Annotated in this window: 25 protein-coding genes; 13 read left to right on the forward strand and 12 right to left on the reverse strand. The window is 71.4% G+C overall.

Going from position 1 to position 20088, the window contains the following annotated elements; genetic code table 11:
- Nucleotides 1-163 precede the first annotated feature (163 nt).
- The gene (locus ACO2Q3_RS23485; protein ID WP_423311100.1) at nt 164-775 is read right to left on the reverse strand and encodes a DUF4142 domain-containing protein; all 612 of its coding nucleotides are present in this window, start codon (nt 773-775) and stop codon (nt 164-166) included.
- Nucleotides 776-935: 160 nt separating this feature from the next.
- On the opposite strand from ACO2Q3_RS23485, the gene ACO2Q3_RS23490 reads away from it, so the two are divergent.
- Nucleotides 936-2126: a CaiB/BaiF CoA transferase family protein gene (locus ACO2Q3_RS23490; RefSeq protein WP_423311102.1), complete on the forward strand. Its 1191-nt coding sequence runs from the start codon at nt 936-938 to the stop codon at nt 2124-2126.
- 194 nt (nt 2127-2320) lie between these two features.
- On the opposite strand, the gene ACO2Q3_RS23495 is transcribed toward ACO2Q3_RS23490, so the two are convergent.
- A complete protein-coding gene (locus ACO2Q3_RS23495; protein WP_423311104.1) occupies nt 2321-3802 on the reverse strand; it encodes an HWE histidine kinase domain-containing protein in 1482 nt (493 codons plus the stop codon).
- Between the two features lie 203 nt (nt 3803-4005).
- On the opposite strand from ACO2Q3_RS23495, the gene ACO2Q3_RS23500 reads away from it, so the two are divergent.
- On the forward strand, nt 4006-4347 hold the full coding sequence (locus tag ACO2Q3_RS23500) for a hypothetical protein (protein ID WP_423311106.1): 342 nt from the start codon (nt 4006-4008) through the stop codon (nt 4345-4347).
- Nucleotides 4348-4378: 31 nt separating this feature from the next.
- Nucleotides 4379-4756, forward strand: coding sequence for a hypothetical protein (locus ACO2Q3_RS23505; RefSeq protein WP_423311107.1), 378 nt, complete (start codon nt 4379-4381; stop codon nt 4754-4756).
- Between the two features lie 52 nt (nt 4757-4808).
- Here ACO2Q3_RS23505 and ACO2Q3_RS23510 read toward each other — a convergent pair whose 3' ends face one another.
- Nucleotides 4809-5285, reverse strand: coding sequence for a hypothetical protein (locus tag ACO2Q3_RS23510; RefSeq protein ID WP_423311109.1), 477 nt, complete (start codon nt 5283-5285; stop codon nt 4809-4811).
- Nucleotides 5286-5441: 156 nt separating this feature from the next.
- Here ACO2Q3_RS23510 and ACO2Q3_RS23515 point away from each other — a divergent pair, with 156 nt between their 5' ends.
- Together ACO2Q3_RS23515 and ACO2Q3_RS23520 are read left to right on the forward strand one after the other, a co-directional pair.
- Complete coding sequence (locus tag ACO2Q3_RS23515; RefSeq protein WP_423311110.1) at nt 5442-5930, forward strand: OmpA family protein; 489 nt, start codon at nt 5442-5444, stop codon at nt 5928-5930.
- 303 nt (nt 5931-6233) lie between these two features.
- Nucleotides 6234-6521: a hypothetical protein gene (locus tag ACO2Q3_RS23520; protein WP_423311112.1), complete on the forward strand. Its 288-nt coding sequence runs from the start codon at nt 6234-6236 to the stop codon at nt 6519-6521.
- A gap of 79 nt (nt 6522-6600) precedes the next feature.
- Here the strand turns inward: ACO2Q3_RS23520 and ACO2Q3_RS23525 are convergent, their stop codons facing one another.
- A complete protein-coding gene (locus ACO2Q3_RS23525; protein WP_423311114.1) occupies nt 6601-6774 on the reverse strand; it encodes a DUF1328 family protein in 174 nt (57 codons plus the stop codon).
- A 108-nt stretch (nt 6775-6882) separates the two neighbouring features.
- The gene (locus ACO2Q3_RS23530; protein ID WP_423311115.1) at nt 6883-7680 is read right to left on the reverse strand and encodes a response regulator; all 798 of its coding nucleotides are present in this window, start codon (nt 7678-7680) and stop codon (nt 6883-6885) included.
- Between the two features lie 227 nt (nt 7681-7907).
- On the opposite strand from ACO2Q3_RS23530, the gene ACO2Q3_RS23535 reads away from it, so the two are divergent.
- From ACO2Q3_RS23535 to ACO2Q3_RS23550, 4 genes are all read left to right on the forward strand, one after another.
- A complete protein-coding gene (locus tag ACO2Q3_RS23535; RefSeq protein ID WP_423311116.1) occupies nt 7908-8096 on the forward strand; it encodes a NepR family anti-sigma factor in 189 nt (62 codons plus the stop codon).
- Nucleotides 8096-8740 carry a sigma-70 family RNA polymerase sigma factor gene (locus tag ACO2Q3_RS23540; RefSeq protein WP_423311118.1) on the forward strand — a complete coding sequence of 215 codons (645 nt, stop codon included), beginning with the start codon at nt 8096-8098 and terminating at the stop codon, nt 8738-8740. Before ACO2Q3_RS23535 ends, ACO2Q3_RS23540 begins: the two co-directional genes overlap by 1 nt.
- Entirely contained in the window at nt 8737-10521 is a 1785-nt protein-coding gene (locus ACO2Q3_RS23545) for a sensor histidine kinase (RefSeq protein ID WP_423311119.1), read from the forward strand. Before ACO2Q3_RS23540 ends, ACO2Q3_RS23545 begins: the two co-directional genes overlap by 4 nt.
- A 61-nt stretch (nt 10522-10582) precedes the next feature.
- The gene (locus ACO2Q3_RS23550; RefSeq protein ID WP_423311121.1) at nt 10583-11185 is read left to right on the forward strand and encodes an FMN-binding negative transcriptional regulator; all 603 of its coding nucleotides are present in this window, start codon (nt 10583-10585) and stop codon (nt 11183-11185) included.
- A gap of 140 nt (nt 11186-11325) precedes the next feature.
- Here the strand turns inward: ACO2Q3_RS23550 and ACO2Q3_RS23555 are convergent, their stop codons facing one another.
- The 3 genes from ACO2Q3_RS23555 to chpT form a co-directional block, all read right to left on the reverse strand.
- Entirely contained in the window at nt 11326-12162 is an 837-nt protein-coding gene (locus ACO2Q3_RS23555; protein WP_423311123.1) for a CheR family methyltransferase, read from the reverse strand.
- Nucleotides 12159-12545, reverse strand: a complete 387-nt coding sequence (locus ACO2Q3_RS23560; RefSeq protein ID WP_423311125.1) for a response regulator — start codon at nt 12543-12545, stop codon at nt 12159-12161. The genes ACO2Q3_RS23555 and ACO2Q3_RS23560 overlap by 4 nt, the downstream gene beginning before the upstream one ends.
- Nucleotides 12546-12610: 65 nt before the next feature.
- Complete coding sequence (chpT, locus tag ACO2Q3_RS23565) at nt 12611-13321, reverse strand: histidine phosphotransferase ChpT (RefSeq protein WP_423311127.1); 711 nt, start codon at nt 13319-13321, stop codon at nt 12611-12613.
- A 65-nt stretch (nt 13322-13386) separates the two neighbouring features.
- Between chpT and ACO2Q3_RS23570 the strand changes: the two genes are divergently transcribed.
- Together ACO2Q3_RS23570 and cysQ are read left to right on the forward strand one after the other, a co-directional pair.
- Nucleotides 13387-13575, forward strand: a complete 189-nt coding sequence (locus ACO2Q3_RS23570; protein ID WP_423311129.1) for a DUF3553 domain-containing protein — start codon at nt 13387-13389, stop codon at nt 13573-13575.
- A 38-nt stretch (nt 13576-13613) separates the two neighbouring features.
- A complete protein-coding gene (cysQ, locus tag ACO2Q3_RS23575) occupies nt 13614-14420 on the forward strand; it encodes a 3'(2'),5'-bisphosphate nucleotidase CysQ (protein ID WP_423311131.1) in 807 nt (268 codons plus the stop codon).
- A gap of 299 nt (nt 14421-14719) precedes the next feature.
- Here cysQ and ACO2Q3_RS23580 read toward each other — a convergent pair whose 3' ends face one another.
- The 4 genes from ACO2Q3_RS23580 to ACO2Q3_RS23595 all read right to left on the reverse strand — a co-directional run bounded on the left by ACO2Q3_RS23580 (nt 14720) and on the right by ACO2Q3_RS23595 (nt 17450).
- A complete protein-coding gene (locus tag ACO2Q3_RS23580; RefSeq protein WP_423311133.1) occupies nt 14720-15025 on the reverse strand; it encodes a hypothetical protein in 306 nt (101 codons plus the stop codon).
- 274 nt (nt 15026-15299) lie between these two features.
- Nucleotides 15300-16517, reverse strand: coding sequence for an acyl-CoA dehydrogenase family protein (locus ACO2Q3_RS23585; RefSeq protein ID WP_423311135.1), 1218 nt, complete (start codon nt 16515-16517; stop codon nt 15300-15302).
- A gap of 2 nt (nt 16518-16519) precedes the next feature.
- Nucleotides 16520-16984: an SAM-dependent methyltransferase gene (locus tag ACO2Q3_RS23590; RefSeq protein WP_423311137.1), complete on the reverse strand. Its 465-nt coding sequence runs from the start codon at nt 16982-16984 to the stop codon at nt 16520-16522.
- 19 nt (nt 16985-17003) lie between these two features.
- A complete protein-coding gene (locus ACO2Q3_RS23595) occupies nt 17004-17450 on the reverse strand; it encodes a VOC family protein (RefSeq protein ID WP_423311139.1) in 447 nt (148 codons plus the stop codon).
- 160 nt (nt 17451-17610) lie between these two features.
- On the opposite strand from ACO2Q3_RS23595, the gene ACO2Q3_RS23600 reads away from it, so the two are divergent.
- Nucleotides 17611-18423 carry an enoyl-CoA hydratase/isomerase family protein gene (locus tag ACO2Q3_RS23600; protein WP_423311141.1) on the forward strand — a complete coding sequence of 271 codons (813 nt, stop codon included), beginning with the start codon at nt 17611-17613 and terminating at the stop codon, nt 18421-18423.
- Between the two features lie 208 nt (nt 18424-18631).
- On the forward strand, nt 18632-19822 hold the full coding sequence (locus tag ACO2Q3_RS23605) for an acyl-CoA dehydrogenase (RefSeq protein ID WP_423311143.1): 1191 nt from the start codon (nt 18632-18634) through the stop codon (nt 19820-19822).
- Nucleotides 19823-20088 lie beyond the last annotated feature (266 nt).

Consider the following 20088-nt stretch of genomic DNA (forward strand, 5'->3'; position numbering starts at 1 on the left):
CTCGGGCTTCGCCCGACGGTCCCCCTCCCCCGCTCCGCTTCGCTGCGCGGGGGAGGAGAGACGGCCTCAACGCTTCGCTCCGCCCCGTGAAACGGGGGAGGGGGACCATTCGGCCGCAGGGCGAATGGCGGAGGGGGCCAACGAACGGCGGCGCCCCCGCCGCCTATTTCTTCAGGGCGTCCTTGATGCCCTTGGCCTTGGTCAGGTGGTCCTGAACGTGCGGCGCGGTGTCGGCGGCGAAGGCCTTGATCTGGGCCACGTCGCCGTCCTTGGCGTAGCGCTGCATCAGGTCCAGCGTCGCCTGGTGGGCGTCCACCTGCTGGTCGATATAGGTCTTGTCGAAGCTGGCGGCGTCGGCCTTGTTGAGGTCGTCGAGCTTGCCCTGCAGGTCGCTGGGCAGGGCGGCGGGCGGGGCCAGGTCGGTGCGGCCGGCGTCCTTGATCGCGGCCTTCAGCGCCTTGGTGGTGGCCGTGTGCGCCGTTTCCATCATACGGGCGAAGGCCTTGACGTCGGGGTTGGTCGACCTGGCGAGCGCGATCTTGGCGGCGGCGATCTCGAACATGTCGCTGGCGGCGGCCTTGGCCACGAAGTCGGGCGCCGCGGCCTCGTTGGCGGGGGTGGGGATGGTGGCGGCCGGATGGGCGTCCGGGGTCTCGGCCTTTTCCTGCGGCGTCACCGCGCTGGGCGGGTTGCTGGCGCCGTCGGCGGGCTTGTTGCAGGCGGCCAGGCTGAGCGCGGCGAGGGCGGCGCTCGCCAGGGTCAGGGTGCGGGTCATGGGATCTCCTCCAAGCGGTCTTTGCATCGGGCTCGCCGTTGACAGACGCGGGGGCAGGCGGCTCCAACGGCGGCGGTGAGTGGAGAAGTCACGGACCTGTGAAGGGTTCCGAGCGTCACCACACGCCGCCACTTCCGACGCCACTTCCGGGGAGACCGCCGTGGGACCGCTATCCGACCTGACCGTGATCGAGATGGGCACGCTGATCGCCGGGCCGTTCTGCGGCCAGATCCTGGGCGACTTCGGGGCCAATGTGATCAAGATCGAGGACCCGGGCGCCGGCGATCCCATGCGCCAGTGGGGCCGCAGCCTGCCCAAGGGCCATTCCCCGTGGTGGCCGGTGATTGGCCGCAACAAGAAGTCGGTGACGCTGAACCTGCGCTCGCCCGAGGGCCAGGCCATCGCCCGCACCCTGATCGGCAAGGCCGACGTGCTGATCGAGAACTTCCGGCCCGGCTCGATGGAGAAGTGGGGCCTGACCTACGAGAGCCTCGCGGCCGCCAACCCCGGCCTGGTGATGGCCCGGGTCTCCGGCTTCGGCCAGACCGGACCCTACGCCAAGCGCGCCGGCTACGGGCTGATCGGCGAGGCGATGGGCGGCCTGCGCCACATCACCGGCGAGCCGGACCGGCCGCCGGCCCGCGCCGGCATCTCGATCGGCGACAGCCTGGCGGCGACCCACGCGGTGATGGGGATCATGATGGCGCTGCACGCGCGCCAGCGCACCGGCCGCGGCCAGGTGGTCGACGCGGCGATCTACGAGAGCGTGCTGGCGATGATGGAAAACCTGATCACCGAGTACGACATCACCGGCTATGTGCGCGAGCGCTCCGGCTCGATCCTGCCGGGCATCGCCCCGTCCAACGTCTATCCGGCGGCGAACGACGAGATGATCCTGATCGGCGGCAACGGCGACACCGTGTTCCGCCGGCTGGCCGAGACCATGGGCCGCCCCGACCTGGCCGCCGACGCCCGCTTCGTCGACCACGCCGCCCGCGGGCGAAACCAGGCCGAGCTGGACGAGATCATCGCCGACTGGACCCGGCCCCAGGCGCTGGACGCCCTGCTGGCGCTGCTGGAGGACAACGGCGTGCCCTGCGGTCGGGTGTACCGCGCGCCGGACATGCTGACCGACCCCCAGTTCATCGCCCGCCAGGCGATCGTCGAGACCGAGCACCCGGTGTTCGGCAAGATCCGCATGCAGAACGCCTTCCCCAAGCTCTCCGAAACCCCCGGCGAGGTCCGCTGGCCGGGGCCGGCGCTGGGCGAGCACACCGAGGCGGTGCTGGCCGAGATGGCCGGCCTGGATGAGGCCAAGGTCGCCGCGCTGAAGGCCCGCGGGGTGGTGTGAGCGGGGGGCGCCAAGCTTTCCTCTTCCCTCGCACGCCCTCCCTTCTGTCATCCCGGAAAGGCGCGCCAGCGCCTTATCCGGGACCGCCGGAAGCGCTCTCGATTCCAGGGCGTGGCGGGCGCCGACGTCTGCCGCGGTCCCGGATATCCGCTGCGCGCATTCCGGGATGACAGAAGGAAGAGAGGGGCCGCTCCCTACCCCGCCGCCCGCGCCTGACCCATCGCCTGCAGCAGGGCGGCGGCGATCTGGTGGACGTTGTAGGGCTTGCGCACCACGGGGGCGTCGAAGGCCTCGGTGGTGATGTCGGCGTCGCGATAGCCGGTGGCGAAGATGAACGGCTGGCCCCGGGCGGCCAGGGCCGCGGCGACGGGCGTCACCGACTCGCCGTTGAGGTTGGCGTCCAGCACGGCCACGTCGAACTGCAGCGCCAGCATCGCCTGGGCCTCGTCCAGGGTGGCGGCGACGCCGACCACCTCCGCGCCGGCCTCCGTGAGGCCGGACTCCAGCTCGATGGCCAGCAGCACGGCGTCCTCGACCACCAGCACCTTGACCCCGCGGATGTCGTCCGGGCCGCCGCCGCCGGTGGAGGCCTGGCGTGGCTCCGCCGGCCGCTCCGCCTCGATCGCGGCGGGCGCCGCCGTGGCGGGAAGCTTGGGCGTGGCGGCCAGGGCCGAGGCGTCGGCGCGCAGCAGCGCCCGCACCCCGGCGGGCCGGAATTCCAGCACCGCGGAGCCACCCAGCTCGCGCCCGGTCACCCGCTCCAGCAGGGTGCAGCCGAAGCCGCGCTTCTGCGGCACGATCACCGGCGGCCCGCCGCGCTCCTGCCAGATCAGCTCGAAACCGCCATCCGACATCGCCCGCCAGGTGACGTCGACGCGGCCGGTCTCCACCGACAAGGCGCCGTATTTCACGGCGTTGGTGGCCAGCTCGTGCAGGGCCAGGGTCAGGGCGTTGGTGGCCCGCGGATTGAGCACGATCTCCGGGCCCCGCCAGTGCGCCTGGCCCGGCGCCAGGCCGCCCAGTTCGGCGGCCGCGATGTTGACGATCTCGGCGCCCCGCCAGCGCGTGGCGGTGAGCAGGGTGTGGGCCGAGGCCATCGCCTCCAGCCGGCCGGCGAAGGTCTTCAGGAAGGCGTCGAGCGAGGTGGTCTTGCGCGCCGACTGCAGGGCCATCGACTGCACCGAGGCCAGCACGTTCTTCACCCGATGGTCCAGCTCGGCCACCATGGTGGCGCGCAGCTCGTCGTCCACCCGCCGCTCGCTGAGGTCCTGCACCACGCCGATCAGGGTCGCCTCCGGGTCGTCGGGCGGATCGAAGGCGGCGGCGCTGTACATCCACAGCACCCGGCCATTGTCCGGGCGGACCATGCGGTAGCGCACCTCGTAGCGGCCGTCCTGCGCCAGGCCGGCGGCGATCTGCTCGCGAACCCGCTCGCGGTCGTCGGCGTGGATCAGGCTGAAGATCAGGTCGCGGCCGTCCTCGGTGACGCCCTCGGCCAGGCCGGTGATGGCGGCCATTCGCGAGCTGATGGTGACGTGCCCGGTTCGTCGGTCGTATTCGAACTCGCCCATGTTGGCCGCCGCGAGGGCGCGGGCGGCGCGGCTTCGGGTGTCCTGCGACGCGCCCTGCGAGGGGGCGTCTCCGGCGGCGGGGTGGTCGGCAGCTTCCTTCGCCATGGACTCCACTATAGGACGAGACGACGGGAAAGCGCCAATAGGCCGTCGATCATGAATGGCGATTCGAAAACGCGTCGGCCTTAAGCCTATATTGGCGATCAACCGTCATGAAGGGGCGGAACCCTCAAGGTCTCGCTTGCGTTGTCGGGGCGGCCTTGTGGGGATTGGTCCCGAAGGTGACGTCCCAAGTCCGGAGAACCGCGATGTCGTCCGACAGCATCACCAACGCCGCCGACGAGGCGAAGGCCGCCAAGAAGGCCGCCAACAGCGCCGTCGATCATGGCGAGCGCAGCTTCACCGAGGCGATGACCGCCGCGGAAAAGACCCTGGCGGAGGCCACCCGCTCGGCGGAGAAGGTGTTCCGCGAAGGCCTCGAGGCGCTGCGTTCGCAGACCCGCGTCTATACCGACAATGCCGGCGAGCGGGTCGACGAGGCGCAGAAGTACATCGTCGAACGGGTCAAGGAGCGCCCGGTGACGGCCGCCCTCACCGGCCTCGGCGTCGGCCTGCTGCTGGGCCTGCTGCTCTCCAGCCGGGATCGCTAAGCTGATCCAGGCCATCCTCAGGCGACTGGCGATGGGCGCCGTCGCGACCTCGGCCCTGGCCGCCTGCGCGGCGGTGGCGGTGGTCGCGCTGGCGTTCGCCGAATACGCCCTCATCGAGACCTGGCTCGGAAGGGCCGGCGCCGCAGCCTGCGTCGCCGGCACCGCCGCCCTGCTGATCGGCCTGGCCGCGGTGATCGTCAGCGCCGGCGGCGCGGCGAAGAAGCCGCCGCCGGCGCCGGCGCGGTCGGACGCCTTCCTCGAGCGGGCGTTCGATTTCGTGAAGGAAAAGCCGGTGGTGGCGGTGGCGGCGGCCCTGGCCGCCGGCTTCCTGGCGGTGCGCAACCCGGGCTACCTGGGCGCGGCCGTCCGCTCGTTCCTCGAGGGTGAGCCGCCCACGACCCGGCGCTAGGCGACTCCGAGGTTCTGGATAGCGGGGCGGCCGATGGCCGCCCCTTCTGGCGCTACTGGTTGTCGGCCTGCTGCTGGCCCTGGTCCGTCGCACCGGCCTTCTGCTTCAGGTTCTGGCCCGCGTTCTCCAGCGCATCGCCGGCCTTGTCGGCCGCCCCGCGCAGCGGCGCCTTGGCCTTGTCGGCGGCGGTGGTCAGCTGGTGGTCCACCACCTCGCCGCCGGCCGTGAACGATCCTTCGCGCGCGGCCAGGAAGATCGCCCCGCCGCCGATCACGGCGGCCATCAGCACCACGGCCGAGACCAGGGAGAAGCCCGGCTTGCGGGCGCGTTCGTCGCGCCGGCCGCGGTCGTAGGCGTCGCGCCAGCCGCCGCCGGCGACCCGGCGCGAGGCCGCCTCGCGCTCGGCGATGTCTCGCTCGGCCTTGGCGCGCGCCGCGTCGCGCTCGGCGGGGGTCAGGTCGTCCCGGGTCAGGTCGTCGGGGGTCACCGGATCCGGCGCGCGGCGGCGCCAGTTGAACAGGGATCGCATGGGAAGCTCCCGTGGATGGGCAAAGGGCTGCAACCCCAACGGAACAGGCGTGGCAGAGTTCCACCTGAGGAGTCGCCCGCTCCCCCACCGCTTCCGCAACGCCGGGTTTTGCTGTTCTATGCCGGGGGCCGGTTCGGCGGTCTGGGAGGTGCGGTGATGGACGTGAACCTGGGCGCAGTGCGCCGCGCCGCCGCATCGGCGACGGTGCTGGCGGCGATCCTGGCCACGGCGGCGCTCGGCGGCTGCGCGTCCGCGCCAAAGATGCACATGCCGGCGATGTTCGCGCCGCCGGTGTGCGACGACTTCTCGGTCTCGATCTATTTCGAGGCGGAGTCGGCCGCCCTGTCCCCAGAGGCCCAGGCGCTGATCCGCAGCGCGGCGGGCCACGCGCGGCGCTGCGACGTCAAGGGGATCGACGTGGTCGGCCTGGCCGACGCCCAGGGCGCGCCGGACGCCAACCTGAAGCTGTCGCAGGACCGGGCGGCGGCGGTGACCGCGGCCCTGGCCGCCCGGGGGCTGGACCACGTGCCCATCAGCACCACCGGCGTCGGCGACGAGGGCGCGCAGACCGCCGGCGGCCTCGTCCGGCCGATGCGCCGCCGCGCCAACGTCACCTTCCACCTGGCGCGACGCCCCAGGACCTGAAGGACCGGTCCGAACCGCAAAAGGAAGGGCGGTCCAGAGATCCGGACCGCCCAGTCTGTGCATCATCGAGAAGGGGTGCGGAGGCGGCTGACCAGCTTTCGCTGGTCACAAGTCGGGGGGGCGTCGCCGCCTCCGCAAAGGGAAAACGTGATCCCTGTCGGCTTGTTCCGCGGTCCCTGCAATTTTTTCGATTCTTTCTCGGGCAGTCGCCAGCGCCGCGCGCGCCGCGCACGGCAAGCGGAACAGCGGTCCCCGGCTGCACGTTGAATCGGCGCGGAACACCCCGCGCCGGAGGATATTCCGATGACCGAGCTACGCGCGTCCGACCCTTCGCCGAATCTCACGCCTGGGGACGGCGTCCCACACGGGGACCAGACCGACGTCACCCACGTGCGCCAGGCGCGGCGCGGGCGGCACGCCTTCGCCGTGCTGACCGCCTCCACCATCCTGGCCCTGGCCGCGGTGTTCGGCGTGCTGGCCATCCGGGCCGGCGACCTGCACCGCAGCGACAACCAGCCGGCCAGCCGGATCAGCAACCAGGCCAATACCGCCCCGCCGTCCCGCTCGCTGCCGGCCGGCAACCCGCAATAGCGCCGACGCCGTCGACAGCGCAGGCAAAGAAAAAGGCCGCTCCTCGGAGCGGCCTCTTTTGTTTCGCTTGCCTCCGTCCCTAGACGACGGACTGTCCGCGGATGGCGCGGGCCAGGAAGCTGACCACCAGCAGCACCAGGAACACGAAGAACAGGATCTTCGCCACCATGGCCGCGGCGGCCGCGAGGACGAAGAAACCCAGGAAGCCGGCCACGATGGCCAGCAGGGCGAAGATCAGGGCCCAACCGAGCATGGCGTTGTCTCCTTTGCCGGGACCCGCGGGAACCCCGCGGATCGGTGCAGAGACAACGCCGCTTCGGCGCCGCCGTTCCGGCAGGGCCGGGCCGCGCCGGGTCGGGGCCTAGGCGGCCTGTTTCGTGCGGCGCGGGTGGAAGAACAGGGCCTGGCCGATCGCCGCCTTCACTGTTTCCGGCTGGAAGGGCTTGGTGATCAGGAAGGTCGGCTCCGGCCGCTCGCCGGTCAGCAGGCGCTCGGGGAAGGCGGTGATGAAGATCACCGGCACGTCATGCCGCTGCAGGATGTCCTTGACCGCATCGATGCCCGACGAGCCGTCGGCCAGCTGGATGTCGGCCAGCACCAGGCCCGGCGTCTGCCGCTGCACGGCGGCCACCGCCTCGCCGCGGGTGGCGGCGATGTCGGTGACATGGTGGCCCAGTTCCTTGACCAGGGCTTCGATGTCGGCGGCGATCACCGGCTCGTCCTCGATGATCAGGATGTCGGTCGCCAGTTCGGCGTCGATCTCGCTCTGGGCGGAGGCGATCAGCCCCTCGACCTCGTCGAAGTCGCAGCCGAGGATGGTGGCGGCCTCGCTGGGGGTGAACCCTTCCAGCGCGGTGAGCAGGAACGCCTGCCGCGACCGCGGGGCCATGCGCATCAGCCGGCCGGCGGCGTCGCCGGAGACCGGAGCGTCCTCGGTCGGGACCTCCAGATTGGCGCCGGTGCCGCACCATATGGCGTGGAAAACGCGATAGAGCGCCACCCGCGGGGAAACCCCCTCGTCCAGCGAGCGTTCTCCGGTGGCGATGGCTTCCAGGGCCACCCGGACATAGTTGTCGCCCGTGGTCTGGGAGCCGGTGAGGGCCCGCGCGTAGCGACGGATGTAGGGCAGATGCGGCGCCAGCTTGGCCAGAAGACTCATAGTCCCTCCCGAATCGAGGCCTGTACGCATCGAGACGATGCACAGAGGGCCGTGGCCCGGGCGGGCCACCAGACGCCCCAGCAGCCGTTAACGCACCCGACCGCCACAGGTTCCGGTCAATCCTAGTCCTGGCGCCGCCGCGAGGGAACCGCCGGCGCCTTCTGGCGTTAGGGCTGTCGATGTAAACCGATTGGGGGGCGCATGGCCTTGCCGGCCACGCCTTTGGCATGATCAATATCAAGGCCATGAAAGAACCGCCCAAGCGCTCGATGGCGTTCGACGAAGCCCGGCTCCGCCAGCAGGCGATCGGGGCGAAGCTGCGCCAGATGTTCGACGAGGTGGTCAATGAGCCCGTCCCGGACGAGTTTCTGGACATCCTGCGCAAGGCTGACGACAAGACCTCGGAGACTGGCTGATGGCCGCCGGGCGCGACAGACGCGCAGGTGAGGCCGGCGCCGGCGATGCCGGGCCGCCAGGACCGGACGAGGACGCCCGCCGCGACGCGATCTTCAAGCGCGAGCTCACCGCCCTGATCCCGCAGCTGCGGGCCTTCGCCCGCACCCTGGCGGGCGACGCCACCCAGGCCGACGACCTGGCCCAGGATGCGATGATGAAGGCCTGGAGCGCGCGCAACAGCTTCGAGCTTGGCACCAACATGAAGGCCTGGACCTTCATGATCCTGCGCAACCAGTTCTATTCCGAGAAGCGCCGATCCTGGCGCCAGAGCCAGCTGGACCAGGAGGCCGCCGAGCGCACGCTGGTGGCCCCCGACGATCCGATGGCCCCGGTGGCGCTCGACGAACTGCGCCAGGGCCTGTCCATGCTGCCGCCGGAACAGCGCGAGGCGCTGATCCTGGTGGGCGCCGGCGGGTTCGCCTACGAGGAGGCCGCGGCGATCTGCGGCTGCGCCGTGGGGACGGTGAAGAGTCGTGTCTCGCGCGCCCGGCGCGCCCTCGAGGCGGTGCTGGAGACGGGCGGCTATACCCGGGACGGCGCCCCGGCCAGCGACGCCATGAAGACCATCATGGCCGACGCGGAGCGCCTGAGCGCCCAGAATTGAAGGCCGCGGACGCCGTCGCGCCGGTGGCGGATCATGACGCTGGCCGCAGCCCCCCCGCTGCGGCGGCGCCGCCCGCCGCCCCGGCCGTCTCCCACCCCGCACGCCGATGGCTGGCGGTCAGCATCCGCTGGCGGCTGGGGCTCGCCCTGGCGCTGGCGCTGCTGCCCGTGCTGCTGCTCTCGGGCTTCCAGTCCTGGCTGGATTTCGACCGCGAGTCCCATGCCCAGCGCGACATGCTGGCCGCCGCGGCCGAGCGCAGCGCCGCCACCGCCCGCGCGCGGATCGAGGCCGCCGACGTGCTGCTGGAGACCCTGGCCCCCGGCTCTGTGGGCTTCCAGTGCGCCCAGCGGCTGGCCGAGGTGCGCGGCCGGATACCCGGCTACGCCAACCTGATCCGCTTCGATTCCATCGGCCGCGTGGCCTGCGCCGCCGCCACCGCGCCCGCCGATCCCACCCGGCGCGATCGCCCCTGGTTCCACAGCCTGGCGGGCGGACAGCCGGTGGTGGTCGCCAGCGATCCGGGCGTCGGCTATGCGGACGAGCCCTCGGTGCTGGCCGCCGTGCGGGCCGAGAACGCCTCCGGCGGCTTCGACGGCGCCCTGGTCGCCGTGATCACCCTGGCCAGCCTGCGCCCGGAGACCGCCGACCGATCCTTGCCGGAGGGTTCGGAGGTCGCCCTCACCGACAGCCAGGGGCGCTATCTCAGCGCCACCACCCCGGCCGCCTTTCCGCCGGGCCTCGGGACCGGCCATCTGACCGGCGCCGGCCACGCCAGCCTGTGGTTTGGCCATGATCGCCAGGGGTCTGACCGGGTGTTCTCCGCCGCGCCGCTGGTGGGCAACGACGTCTATGTGATCCTCTCGGCGCCGTCGCAGGGGCTGGTGACCTGGGCCTGGATCAATCCGCTGACGTCGCTCGCCCTGCCGCTGATCGCCTTCACCCTGTCGCTGGGCGCGGTCTGGATCGTCGCCGAGCGGCAGATCATCCGCTGGATCGCCTACCTGCAGCGCATCGCCGCCATCTACGGCCGCGGCCGCTTCAGCATCCACCCGCTGAAGGCGGAGGCGGCGCCGCCGGAAATCCGCGACCTGGCCCAGACCCTGGACGAGATGGCCCAGGCGATCTCGGTGCGCGACGCGGCCCTGCGCGACAACCTCGCGCAGAAGGACGACCTGATGCGCGAGATCCACCACCGGGTGAAGAACAATCTGCAGGTCATCTCCTCGCTGCTGAACATGCAGCAGCGCTCGCTCACCGACCCGGCCGCGCGGGTGGCGATGTCCGACACCCGCATGCGCATCGCCGCCCTGGCGCTGATCTATCGCTCGCTCTACCAGGGCGCCGACCTGAAGCGGGTGGACCTGCGCGAGTTCCTCGACGAGCTGTTGGCCCAGGTGCTGGCCGGCGACACCGTGCCGGCGTCGCCGATCCGCACCGAACTGTCCATCGACCCGCTGGTGATCGACCCGGACCGGCTGGCGCCCCTGGCGCTGTTCGCCGTCGAGGCGATCAGCAATGCGCGTAAGCATGGCGTCGGCCAGCACGGCGGCGAGCTCAGCGTGGTGTTCCGGGTGCGCGGCGAACAGGCCGAGCTGGCCATCAGCGACACCGGCGCCGGCGTGCAGCAGCCCGCCGCGCCCGTGATCGGCCAGGGCGTCGGCCGCACCCTGATGACCGCCTTCGCCCGCCAGCTGCGCGGCGAGGTCGACTTCACGCCCAACGACCGGGGCGGCCTGACCACCCGGCTGCTGTTTCCGACGCCCTCGCTGGAGCCGGCCTGAGAAGCGGCCGGCTGACCCGGCGCACTGGACGACCGCCGGCGGGCGGCGTAGCGGAGCCGGCATGCACCCGGCCCCCACCTTCGCCCTGCGCGACCCGCAACCGCTGCTCGACTTCGTCGCCCACCGCGGCTTCGCCGTCCTGGCCGCCCAGGGGCCGGAGGGTCCGGTCACGGCGCACGCGGCGGTGATCGTCACGAGCGGCGTGCTGCGCTTCCACCTGTCGGCCGCCAACCGCATGGTCGCCGCCCTGGCCGAGCGGCCGCGACTGCTGGCGGTGGTCACCGGCCCCGACGCCTACGTCAGCCCCGACTGGTACGCCGCCGAGGACCAGGTCCCGACCTGGAACTACGTCGCCGTCGAGATCGAGGGCGAGGCCCGGGCGCTGGACCGTGCGGGCGCCCGGACCCTGCTGGACGACCTCTCCGCCCACTTCGAGGCGAAGCTGGCCCCAAAGCCGCCCTGGACCACGGCCAAGATGACCCCGGCGAAGCTGGAAGCCCTGCTGGGCGGTATCGTCGCCTACGAAGCGCCGATCGCGCGGCTGGAGGGGACCTGGAAGCTGTCGCAGAACAAGCCGGGCGAGGTGTCCCGCGTGGCGGCGGCGCTGGAGGTCTTGCCGGATGCGGGGGCGCAGGGCGTGGCGCGATTGATGCGGGGGATCTAGGGGGCGGATAGACCCCTCACCCAACCCTCTCCCCGCAAGCGGGGCGAGGGCTTCTTACGCGCGAGCCCGTCAACATCGTAGCCCTCGCCCCCTTGGGGGAGAGGGTTGGGTGAGGGGGGGGACGCGCCGGCGTGGCCGCCTTAAGCCGCGGCGGCCGCCGCTGTGAACGCGGGATTGCGCCGGTAGAGGCCCGGGCGGCCGAGCACCGGGCTGAAGGCCTCGCCAGCGAGCTCGGCGGTCTCCTTGGCGCCCAGCACCAGGTAGCCGTCGTCGGGCAGCACCAGGGTCAGTTCCTCCAGCACCTTCTTCTGGTAGGCCGGCTCCAGCTGCGAGAGCACGTTGCGGCAGAACACCACGTCGAAGCGGCCCAGCGCCGCCAGGCCGGCGATCAGGTTGACCCGCCGCCAGCGCACCATGCGGCGGATGTCGGCCGACAGGCGCCACTGGTCGTCGACCTTCTCGAAGTGCTTGATCAGCAGCCGGATCGGCAGGCCGCGCTGCACCTCGAACTGGCTGTAGACGCCGCTCTGCGCCTTCTCCAGGGCGCGGGCGGACAGGTCCGACGCGGCCAGCTGCAGCTTCACCGACGGGTCCTCGGCCTGCATCTGCTGCGCCAGCATGGCCAGGGAATAGACCTCCTGACCCGCGGCGCAGGCGGCGCTCCACACCTTCACCGGCTCGCCGCCGCGGGCGCGCGCCAGGGTGGGGTAGAGGTCCTTGGCGAAGATCTCGAACGGCGTGCGGTCGCGGAAAAAGGCGCTCTCGCCCTGGGTCATGGCCTCGACCACGCCCCAGATCAGCGGCTCCTCGCGCCGCGCGCGCACCGCGGCCAGCAGGTCGGAGATCGACTCGAAGTTCTCGCGCCGCGCCACCGGGGCCAGGCGGCTCTCGATCAGGTAGGTCTTCTCGGTCGACACCTTCAGGCCGGCGCGGGCGCGGCACAGGGAGACGACCAGGCTGATGTCGTCCGGCCTCACAGCCCGACCTCCGCGAACTTGCTCTCGATGATGTCGCCGTCGAACGGCTTCATGATGTATTCGTCGGCGCCGGCCTCCAGCGCCTCCTCGATATGCGCCACGTCGTTCTCGACCGTGCAGAACACCACCACCGGCGCATCGCCGCCGGGCTCGGCGCGCAGCTTGCGCAGGAATTCCAGCCCGCCCATCACCGGCATGTTCCAGTCGAGCAGGATGGCGTCGGGCATGGCCGCGCGGCACCAGGCCAGGGCCTCCATGCCATCGGCGGCCTCGGCGATCTCGAAGCCCAGGTCCTCCAGGATGCGGCGCGCAACCTTGCGGATCACCCGGCTGTCATCGACGACGAGGCAGGTCTTCACGGACAAGGGGCTCCCGTCAGGCATACCCCGTAGTCTTGCGGCGGCTTTGGTTAAGGAGCCGTGTGGCCGCGGGCCCGCCGGCAGGATTTTTACGCCGGCAGCACGGCCTGGAAGCTGATCTTCTCCTCGCCGGGGATGGCGCTGACCACGCCGCCCGCGGCGCTGACCAGGGCGTTCAGGTAGTAGGCCTGCACCCAGCGGCCCGCGAGACCCTCGCTGAGCGGCTGGCCGGCCAGGCCGGCGGCGACGTCGGGGTGCATGCGCACCCGGGCGTGCTGGGCTTCCACCAGCACCGTGTACCGGCCATCGACCTGGGTGGCCGTGGCGCGGGCGACGCCGCCGGTGGCCAGGGCGCCGGCCGCGATCTGCAGCAGGTTCAGGAGGGCGCGGGCGGCCGACTTGGGCAGCTGCGGCTCGGCGACCTGCCAGTCCAGCTCCGGCCGCACATGGGCGAACACCCCCTTGGCCAGGCCTTCCAGCTCGCGGGCGTCGAACACCTCGGCGCTGGCGTAGGAGCCGAACGCCACCCGCGAGAAGGTCAGCAGGTCGACCAGCTTGCGCGCCGAGCTCTCGATGAGGTTCATCGCCTCGTCGCGCATGTCCTTGGCGCTGGGATCCTCCAGCAGGTCCAGGCCCGAGACGATGCCGCTCGCGGGGCTCATGAAGTCGTGGCACAGCCGCGCCGCCAGCTTGGCGGCCAGGTCCTCGGCGGAGACGGTGGGGGCGGACACCGCGCCGGCGGCGCCGGCGGGCGCATCGACCGGGGTGACGTCGTCGGGCGTGTGGGCAGCGTCGGTCATCGCGCGCGACCTTCCCCTGATTTGGCTCTTTGGCAAACGCCAGGCGCCCCTTAAAGGAAGCGCCGATGCATTCCTTCTTAGAGCCGGGCGTGATCGTGCGCCATCCCGACCAGGCGGACTGGGGCGACGGCCAGGTGCAGTCGGTGGCAGGCCGCAAGGTCACCGTCAATTTCGAGAATGCCGGCAAGCATGTGATCGACAGCGACATCGTCCACCTGACGGTGGTCGGCGCCGATCCGCGGCCGGATGCCTGAGGCCTGGGCGCGCCTGGGCCGGACAATCTGGGGGACGCATGAGCGAGACGATGGGGAATGGCGCGGTGGCGGACCAGGCGATGGGTGAGATCCTGGCGGACATCGTCGAGGAAGCCGCCCGGCTGATCCTGCCGCTGTGGCGCTCCGGCCTGGAGGTGCATTCCAAGGCCGACGAGAGCCCGGTGACGGAGGCCGACCGGCGCGGCGAGACGCTGATCCTGCAGCGGCTGGCCGAACGCTTTCCCGACATCCCGGTGATCTCGGAAGAGGACGCCAGCGAGTTCGGCACGCCCGACACCATCGGCGCGCGGTTCTTCCTGGTCGACCCGCTGGACGGCACCAAGGCCTTCGTCCGCGGCGACCCGCACTTCACGGTCAACATCGGCCTGGTGGAGCATGGACGGGCGACCTGCGGCGCGGTCTGCGCCCCGCCCTCCGGCGAGACCTGGTTCACCCGGGGCGGACGGGCCTTCAAGCGGATGATGGGCGAGGACGCCCCGGCCCAGCCGGTGACGGTGCGGCCCTGGCCCGCGGACGCGGCCATCGCCCTGGTCAGTCACACCATGAAGGAAGAGACGGCGCAGAAGCTGATGGCCGAGTACGGCTTCCACCTGCGCGAGCCGATGGATTCCTCGATCAAGCTGTGCCGCATCGCCGAGGGCGCCGCCGACATCTATCCCCGGCACGGGCCGACCATGGAATGGGACGTGGCGGCCGGGCATGCGGTGCTGGAGGCGGCCGGCGGCAGCTTCCTGACGCCGGAAGGCGAGGTGTTCCGCTACGGCAAGGCGCAGGACGGCTTCCGCAACGGCTGGTTCGTGGCCCGCGGCGGCCCGGCGACCTGAGTCAGCTCAGTTCAGGGGATTGAGCGCGAAATAGCCCCAGAACCCGGTGGCGAAGAACACCGCCCAGATCAGGGCGAAGGGGCGAAGGACATCCAGCGGGTGGTCGAAGCGCGCCTGCCGCATGGCGGGGCTCCTTGTGCCAGGGACTGCCGACAGAACGTCCCGGAGACGGGTCGTATCCCGGCGTTCCGACAATGCCCCCATGCCGCCACGATTCGCGCCTTGCGCGAAGCGCGCCACCTGCGCGCTTAGGAAGCGGCGCGGCGGCCCTTGCGGACCGCCGCGCCTGACGTACGTCCTCAGCAGCCCGAGCGGGCGCCGACGGCGTGGCCGGCCAGGGCGCCGAGGCCTGAGCCCAGGGCCACCGCCGGCAGGGCGTTGCCGTGCGACAGGGCGCCGCCCACCACGCCGCCGCCCACGGCGCCGATGATCGTGCCGTTGGTCATGTGCCGCTGGTGGCAGCGATTGGAGCTGTAGTGCCGGTAGCCGCTGTAGTGCCGGTAGTGGTGATAGTGCCGGTAGGTGTGGGCGAAGCCGTCGCTGGCCGGAACCAGGGCGGCGGCCGCAGCTGCGGCGGCGCAGGCGGTGCGCAGGATGGTCTTCATCGGTGTTATCTCCCAAGCAAGGCGCGCCGGCGCTCCCGCCCCGTCGTGACGCCAACGAAAACATTGGCCGGCAATCTGGGCAGGTCGACGTCCGAACCAGGGCCGGGGCGAGGCGGCGCGGGAACGTTTCCCGGCATGCGCCCCTGCCCGGCCTGGGCGAGGATCGACGGCCCGACCAGCGGTCCAACGGCGTCTAAACGTGAGCGTCGCCGCAAAGTTCCGATGTGGGGCGACCTTCATCAAACCCGGCCGGGCCCCGCCCCGCCCCCAGGGTTCAGACCGGGTTCCGGGCGATCAGCTGGCGGGCGATGATGATCCGCTGCATCTCGTTGGTGCCCTCGCCGATCATCAGCAGGGGCGCGTCGCGGTACAGGCGCTCGATCGGGTATTCCTTGGAATAGCCGTAGGCGCCGTGGATGCGCATCGACTCGGTGGCCACCTCGAAGGCGGTCTCGGTGGCGAACCACTTGGCCATGCCGGCCTCCAGGTCGACCCGCCCGCCCCGGTCGTAGGCCTTGGCGGCGTCCTCCACCAAGAGCTCCGAGGCGCGGGTCTTGGCCGCCATCTCGCCCAGCTTCAGCTGGATCGCCTGGTGCTGGGCGATCGGCTTGCCCATGGTGGTGCGGATCTGGGCGTAGGCCACCGCCTCCTTCAGCGCGCGGCGGGCGATGCCGACGCCGCGGGCGGCGACGTTCACCCGGCCGATCTCCAGCCCGCCGGTGGCCATCAGGAAGCCCTTGCCCTCCTCGCCGCCGACCAGGGCCATGTCCGCGTCCACCCGGTAGTCCTCGAAGGTGATCGGGCCGGTGTCGATGCCGCGGTAACCCAGCTTCGGCAGCTTCTGGCCGCGCACCACGCCCGGCAGCTCGGCGCGGGTCTCCAGGTCGCGGGTCGGGCAGATCAGCATGGTCATGCCGCGGTGGCGCGGCTCGGCCGTGGGATCGGTCTTCACCAGCACCGCCAGGATATCGCCCTCCAGGGCGTTGGTGATCCACAGCTTGGCGCCGTTGACCACGTACTGGTCCCCCTCGCGCCGGGCGACCGTGCGGATGCCCTGCAGGTCGGTGCCGGCGTCGGGCTCGGTCAGGGCCAGGCCGCCGCGGATCTCGCCGGTGGCGAAGCGCGGCAGCCAGTGGTCCTTCTGCGCGCGCGTGCCGAACTTCTGCACGATCAGCGCCATCATCAGGTGCGAGTTGAAGAAGCCGGTCAGGCTCATCCACTCTTCCGAGATGCGCGCGACGATCTTGGAATAGGTCACCGCGCCCAGGCCCAGGCCGCCCCATTCCGGCTCGATCAGGGCGCCGAACAGGCCCATCTCGCACATGTCCGCCACCAGCTCGTGCGGATACTCGTCGGCCTGCTCGAACTTCGAGGCGACCGGGGCGACCTTCTTCTCCAGCCAGCGGTCGATGGAATCCAGCAGGGCGCGTTCGTCGGCTTCGCTGATGCGGGGCTCCCCAATCTTCGTTTCGGGCGTCGCGGTCTCAGTCATGGTCACCAGTAGTCCTTCATGATCTCGGCGGCCCAGGCGGGCTCGCGGATGTCGCCGCGCGGCTCGAAACCGCGCATCACCGGCTTGATGTCGATCACCGGCGTGCCGTCGATGGCGTCCAGACCCTCGACCTCCAGCGCCGTCCCGTCCACCGCCACGATGCGGCAGACGCACAGCCCCAGGCGATTGGGCCGGTTCTTGCCGCGCTGGGCGAAGATGCCCACCAGCGGCCAGTCCTCACGCCCGCGCGGCCGGCGCGCGCCGTACTCGATCTTGTCGTCGCTCACGCGGTCGAACAGGAAGATCACCTCGGCGTGCGAGAAATCGCCCAGGCCGGCCAGCGCCTCGGGGCCGAAGCGGGCCGCATCCAGCTCGATCCGCGCCCGGCTCGCGCCCCAGTCGTCGTCGATCGGCTGGTCGCGGCCGCCGCGGACGTGGCCGACCGGCCGGATCTCGAAGCTGTCCATCGACGGCGCCCTTCCTCGTCTAGAGCGGCGCGCCGATATGGCCGGAGCTGCCGGGCGCCAGCAGGCCCTGGCCGGGCACGTAGTTGATCTCCAGGCGCACCCCGTCGGGGTCCTCGAACAGCACCGAGTAATAGCCGGGCGCCCAGTCGTCGTCCTTCGGCGGATGCACCACCGTCGCGCCGATCGAGACCAGGAAGGCATGGGCCTCGTCGACCTCCTCGCGCTCGCGCACCCGGAAGCAGACGTGGTGCAGCCCGACCCGGTTCTGCACGAACCGCTCGCCCTCGTGCTCGGGCGTCGGCGCGCGCACGGCGAAGCCGGTCCGGCCGCCGACGCAGTAATAGGTGTTGCCGGCGTCCAGCACCGGCTTCAGGCCCAGGAACGGCAGCAGCTGTCGATAGAAGGCGCGTGAGGCCTCGAAGTCGCCGGCGGTGATGAAGATGTGCGCGACGCCGTTGATCTCCATGGGGGTCAGCTCCTCTGGGCGCCGCTGTTAGGAGCCGTCACCCGGCGGCAGCCAACCGGGCGCGCTCGTCGCCGCCCTTGCGCCGGGCGGGGTCCGCCGCGCTATGCTCGCGCAAAACAAGCCCGGGGCCAGCCCGGCGACCAACGCGGGAGACGACGCCTTGCCCTATACAGCGGTCCTCTACGAAAAGCGCGACCATGTCGCGATCCTGACCCTCAACCGGCCCGAACGGCTGAACGCGATCAACGCGGCCCTGCGCGAGGACGTCCACGCGGCGGTCGGCGAGGCCTGGGCGGACGACGGCGTGCGCGCCCTGGTGCTGACCGGCGCCGGCCGCGGCTTCTGCGCCGGCGCGGACCTGTCGGCGGCCCGCGGGCCCGACGGCCTGCCGGTGGTTCCCCGCGCCCAGGGCCAGAACGCGCTGCTGGACGAACACAGCTGGGTGGGGCGCTGGGCCAGGCTGTTCGCCGACTTCGACAAGCCGCTGATCGGGGCGATCAACGGCGTGGCGGCCGGGGCCGGCATGAGCATGGCGCTGGCCTGCGACGTGCGCATCGGCGCCGACGCGGCGCGCTTCAAGACCGTGTTCGTCGAGCGCAACCTGTCGCCCGACAGCGGCATGAGCTTCTTCCTGCCGCGCATCGTCGGCTACGCCCGCGCCGCCGACCTGATTCTGACCAGCCGCGCGGTCGATGCCGAGGAGGCGCTGGCGATGGGCCTGCTGAACCGCGTCGTGCCGGACGAGCGCCTGCTGGACGAGGCCGTCGCCTACGCCGGGCAGATGGCGCAGTGGCCGCCCCTGGCGATCCGCTCGGCCAAGCGCGTGCTGCAGCACAACGCCGAGGCCGGCCTCGACGAGGCCCTGCGCTACGAACTGGCCGGCCTCGGCCACGCCCGCAAGGCGGTCAACGACCAGAAGGAGTCGTTCCTGGCCTTCACCGAGAAGCGCAAGGGCGTGTTCACCGGGACCTGACTGGAATCTCCTCCCCCCTTGGGGGAGGGGGACCCCGAAGGGGTGGAGGGGGCTCCAGCCCGGCGCTGTCTTTCGTGGTTCCCTGGAGCCCCCATCCCGGCCTTCGGCCGTACTTCCCCCAGAGGGGGAAGAGAACGCGCCGTTCCCTGCCCTTTCCGTCCGGCCCGGGACGCGCCATAAGGCGCGCCTGACCCAAGGAGACCCTGCCATGGCCCTCGACAGCGGCGAGCCCACCAAGACCTTCGACTGGGAAGACCCGCTCGACCTGGCCTCTCGGCTGTCGGAAGAGGAGCGGATGGTCAGCGCGGCGGCGCGGGCCTATGCGCGCGAGAAGCTGCTGCCGCGGGTGGTCAGCGCCTTCGCCGAGGAACGCTTCGACCGCGAGATCATGACCGAGATGGGCGCCCTGGGCTTCCTCGGCCCGACGCTGCCGGAAGAGTACGGCTGCGCGGGGGTCAACCACGTGGCCTATGGCCTGATCGCCCGCGAGATCGAGGCGATCGACTCGGGCTACCGCTCGGCGATGAGCGTGCAGTCGTCGCTGGTGATGTACCCGATCTACGCCTTCGGCTCGGAGGAACAGCGCCGCAAGTGGCTGCCGAAGATGGCCACCGGCGAGGCGGTGGGCTGCTTCGGCCTGACCGAGGCCGACGGCGGCTCCGACCCGGCGTCGATGCGCACGGTGGCGAAAAAGGTCGACGGCGGCTTCGTGCTGAACGGCGCCAAGATGTGGATCACCAACGCGCCGATCGCCGACGTGGCCCTGGTGTGGGCCAAGTGGGATGGCGTGATCCACGGCTTCCTGGTGGAGCGCGGGTCCAAGGGCTTCGAGACGCCGAAGATCAACAACAAGCTGTCGCTGCGCTCGTCGGTCACCGGCGAGATCGCACTGTCGGACGTGTTCGTGCCGGACGAGGCGCTGCTGCCCGACGTGCGCGGCCTGCGCGGCCCGTTCTCGTGCCTGAACAAGGCGCGCTACGGCATCGCCTGGGGCGCCATGGGGGCGGCGGAGTTCTGCCTGCACGCCAGCCGCGACTACACCAAGACCCGCAGCGTGTTCGGCAAGCCCCTGGCCGCGCGCCAGCTGATCCAGAAGAAGCTGGCCGACATGCAGACCGAGATCGCCCTGGGCTACGAGGGCGCGCTGGCGCTGGGCCGGCTGATCGACCAGGGCGCCTGGGTGCCGGAAGCCATCAGCCTGATGAAGCGCAACAACTGCGGCAAGGCGCTGGCCATCGCCCGCGAGGCGCGCGACATCCACGGCGGCAACGGCATCTCGGGCGAGTACCATGTGATGCGCCACGCGGCGAACCTGGAGACGGTCAACACCTACGAGGGCGCCCACGACGTGCACGCCCTGATCCTGGGCCGCGCCATCACCGGCGAGAACGCGTTCTAGGCGGCGCGGAAGCCTGAACGGCGTAACCCCTCACCCTCCCGATCGCTGATCGCGATCGGGCCCCTCCCTCTCCCTCCGGGAGAGGTGGGATAAGTGGCTGATCCTGCGCCGAAAACCACCTCTCCCGGAGGGAGAGGGAGGGGCCCGCGGCCCTTGCGACCGCAAGGGACGTGGGAAGGTGAGGGGTTCCGCCCCCGCCGCGCGGCGGTCACCGCCGCTTCCGTAGTTCCGTCGGCCGATGCTAAGGCGTCTGCAGTCGGGAGGAT

The sequence above is a fragment of the Caulobacter sp. KR2-114 genome (assembly GCF_049446115.1).
In the GTDB taxonomy this organism is placed as follows: domain Bacteria; phylum Pseudomonadota; class Alphaproteobacteria; order Caulobacterales; family Caulobacteraceae; genus Acaudatibacter.

Excerpts from the sequence above, each read along its gene's own strand:
- chpT (WP_423311127.1), bottom strand. The coding sequence starts at position 13,321 with ATGACCGACGCTGCCCACACGCCCGACGACGTCACCCCGGTCGATGCG.
- ACO2Q3_RS23570 (WP_423311129.1), top strand. The coding sequence starts at position 13,387 with ATGCATTCCTTCTTAGAGCCGGGCGTGATCGTGCGCCATCCCGACCAG.
- ACO2Q3_RS23520 (WP_423311112.1), top strand. The coding sequence starts at position 6,234 with ATGACCGAGCTACGCGCGTCCGACCCTTCGCCGAATCTCACGCCTGGG.
- ACO2Q3_RS23580 (WP_423311133.1), bottom strand. The coding sequence starts at position 15,025 with ATGAAGACCATCCTGCGCACCGCCTGCGCCGCCGCAGCTGCGGCCGCC.
- ACO2Q3_RS23525 (WP_423311114.1), bottom strand. The coding sequence starts at position 6,774 with ATGCTCGGTTGGGCCCTGATCTTCGCCCTGCTGGCCATCGTGGCCGGC.
- ACO2Q3_RS23495 (WP_423311104.1), bottom strand. The coding sequence starts at position 3,802 with ATGGCGAAGGAAGCTGCCGACCACCCCGCCGCCGGAGACGCCCCCTCG.
- cysQ (WP_423311131.1), top strand. The coding sequence starts at position 13,614 with ATGAGCGAGACGATGGGGAATGGCGCGGTGGCGGACCAGGCGATGGGT.
- ACO2Q3_RS23505 (WP_423311107.1), top strand. The coding sequence starts at position 4,379 with ATGGGCGCCGTCGCGACCTCGGCCCTGGCCGCCTGCGCGGCGGTGGCG.
- ACO2Q3_RS23500 (WP_423311106.1), top strand. The coding sequence starts at position 4,006 with ATGTCGTCCGACAGCATCACCAACGCCGCCGACGAGGCGAAGGCCGCC.
- ACO2Q3_RS23585 (WP_423311135.1), bottom strand. The coding sequence starts at position 16,517 with ATGACTGAGACCGCGACGCCCGAAACGAAGATTGGGGAGCCCCGCATC.
- ACO2Q3_RS23530 (WP_423311115.1), bottom strand. The coding sequence starts at position 7,680 with ATGAGTCTTCTGGCCAAGCTGGCGCCGCATCTGCCCTACATCCGTCGC.
- ACO2Q3_RS23590 (WP_423311137.1), bottom strand. The coding sequence starts at position 16,984 with ATGGACAGCTTCGAGATCCGGCCGGTCGGCCACGTCCGCGGCGGCCGC.
- ACO2Q3_RS23535 (WP_423311116.1), top strand. The coding sequence starts at position 7,908 with ATGATCAATATCAAGGCCATGAAAGAACCGCCCAAGCGCTCGATGGCG.
- ACO2Q3_RS23560 (WP_423311125.1), bottom strand. The coding sequence starts at position 12,545 with ATGCCTGACGGGAGCCCCTTGTCCGTGAAGACCTGCCTCGTCGTCGAT.
- ACO2Q3_RS23550 (WP_423311121.1), top strand. The coding sequence starts at position 10,583 with ATGCACCCGGCCCCCACCTTCGCCCTGCGCGACCCGCAACCGCTGCTC.
- ACO2Q3_RS23605 (WP_423311143.1), top strand. The coding sequence starts at position 18,632 with ATGGCCCTCGACAGCGGCGAGCCCACCAAGACCTTCGACTGGGAAGAC.
- ACO2Q3_RS23485 (WP_423311100.1), bottom strand. The coding sequence starts at position 775 with ATGACCCGCACCCTGACCCTGGCGAGCGCCGCCCTCGCCGCGCTCAGC.
- ACO2Q3_RS23595 (WP_423311139.1), bottom strand. The coding sequence starts at position 17,450 with ATGGAGATCAACGGCGTCGCGCACATCTTCATCACCGCCGGCGACTTC.
- ACO2Q3_RS23510 (WP_423311109.1), bottom strand. The coding sequence starts at position 5,285 with ATGCGATCCCTGTTCAACTGGCGCCGCCGCGCGCCGGATCCGGTGACC.
- ACO2Q3_RS23540 (WP_423311118.1), top strand. The coding sequence starts at position 8,096 with ATGGCCGCCGGGCGCGACAGACGCGCAGGTGAGGCCGGCGCCGGCGAT.
- ACO2Q3_RS23515 (WP_423311110.1), top strand. The coding sequence starts at position 5,442 with ATGGACGTGAACCTGGGCGCAGTGCGCCGCGCCGCCGCATCGGCGACG.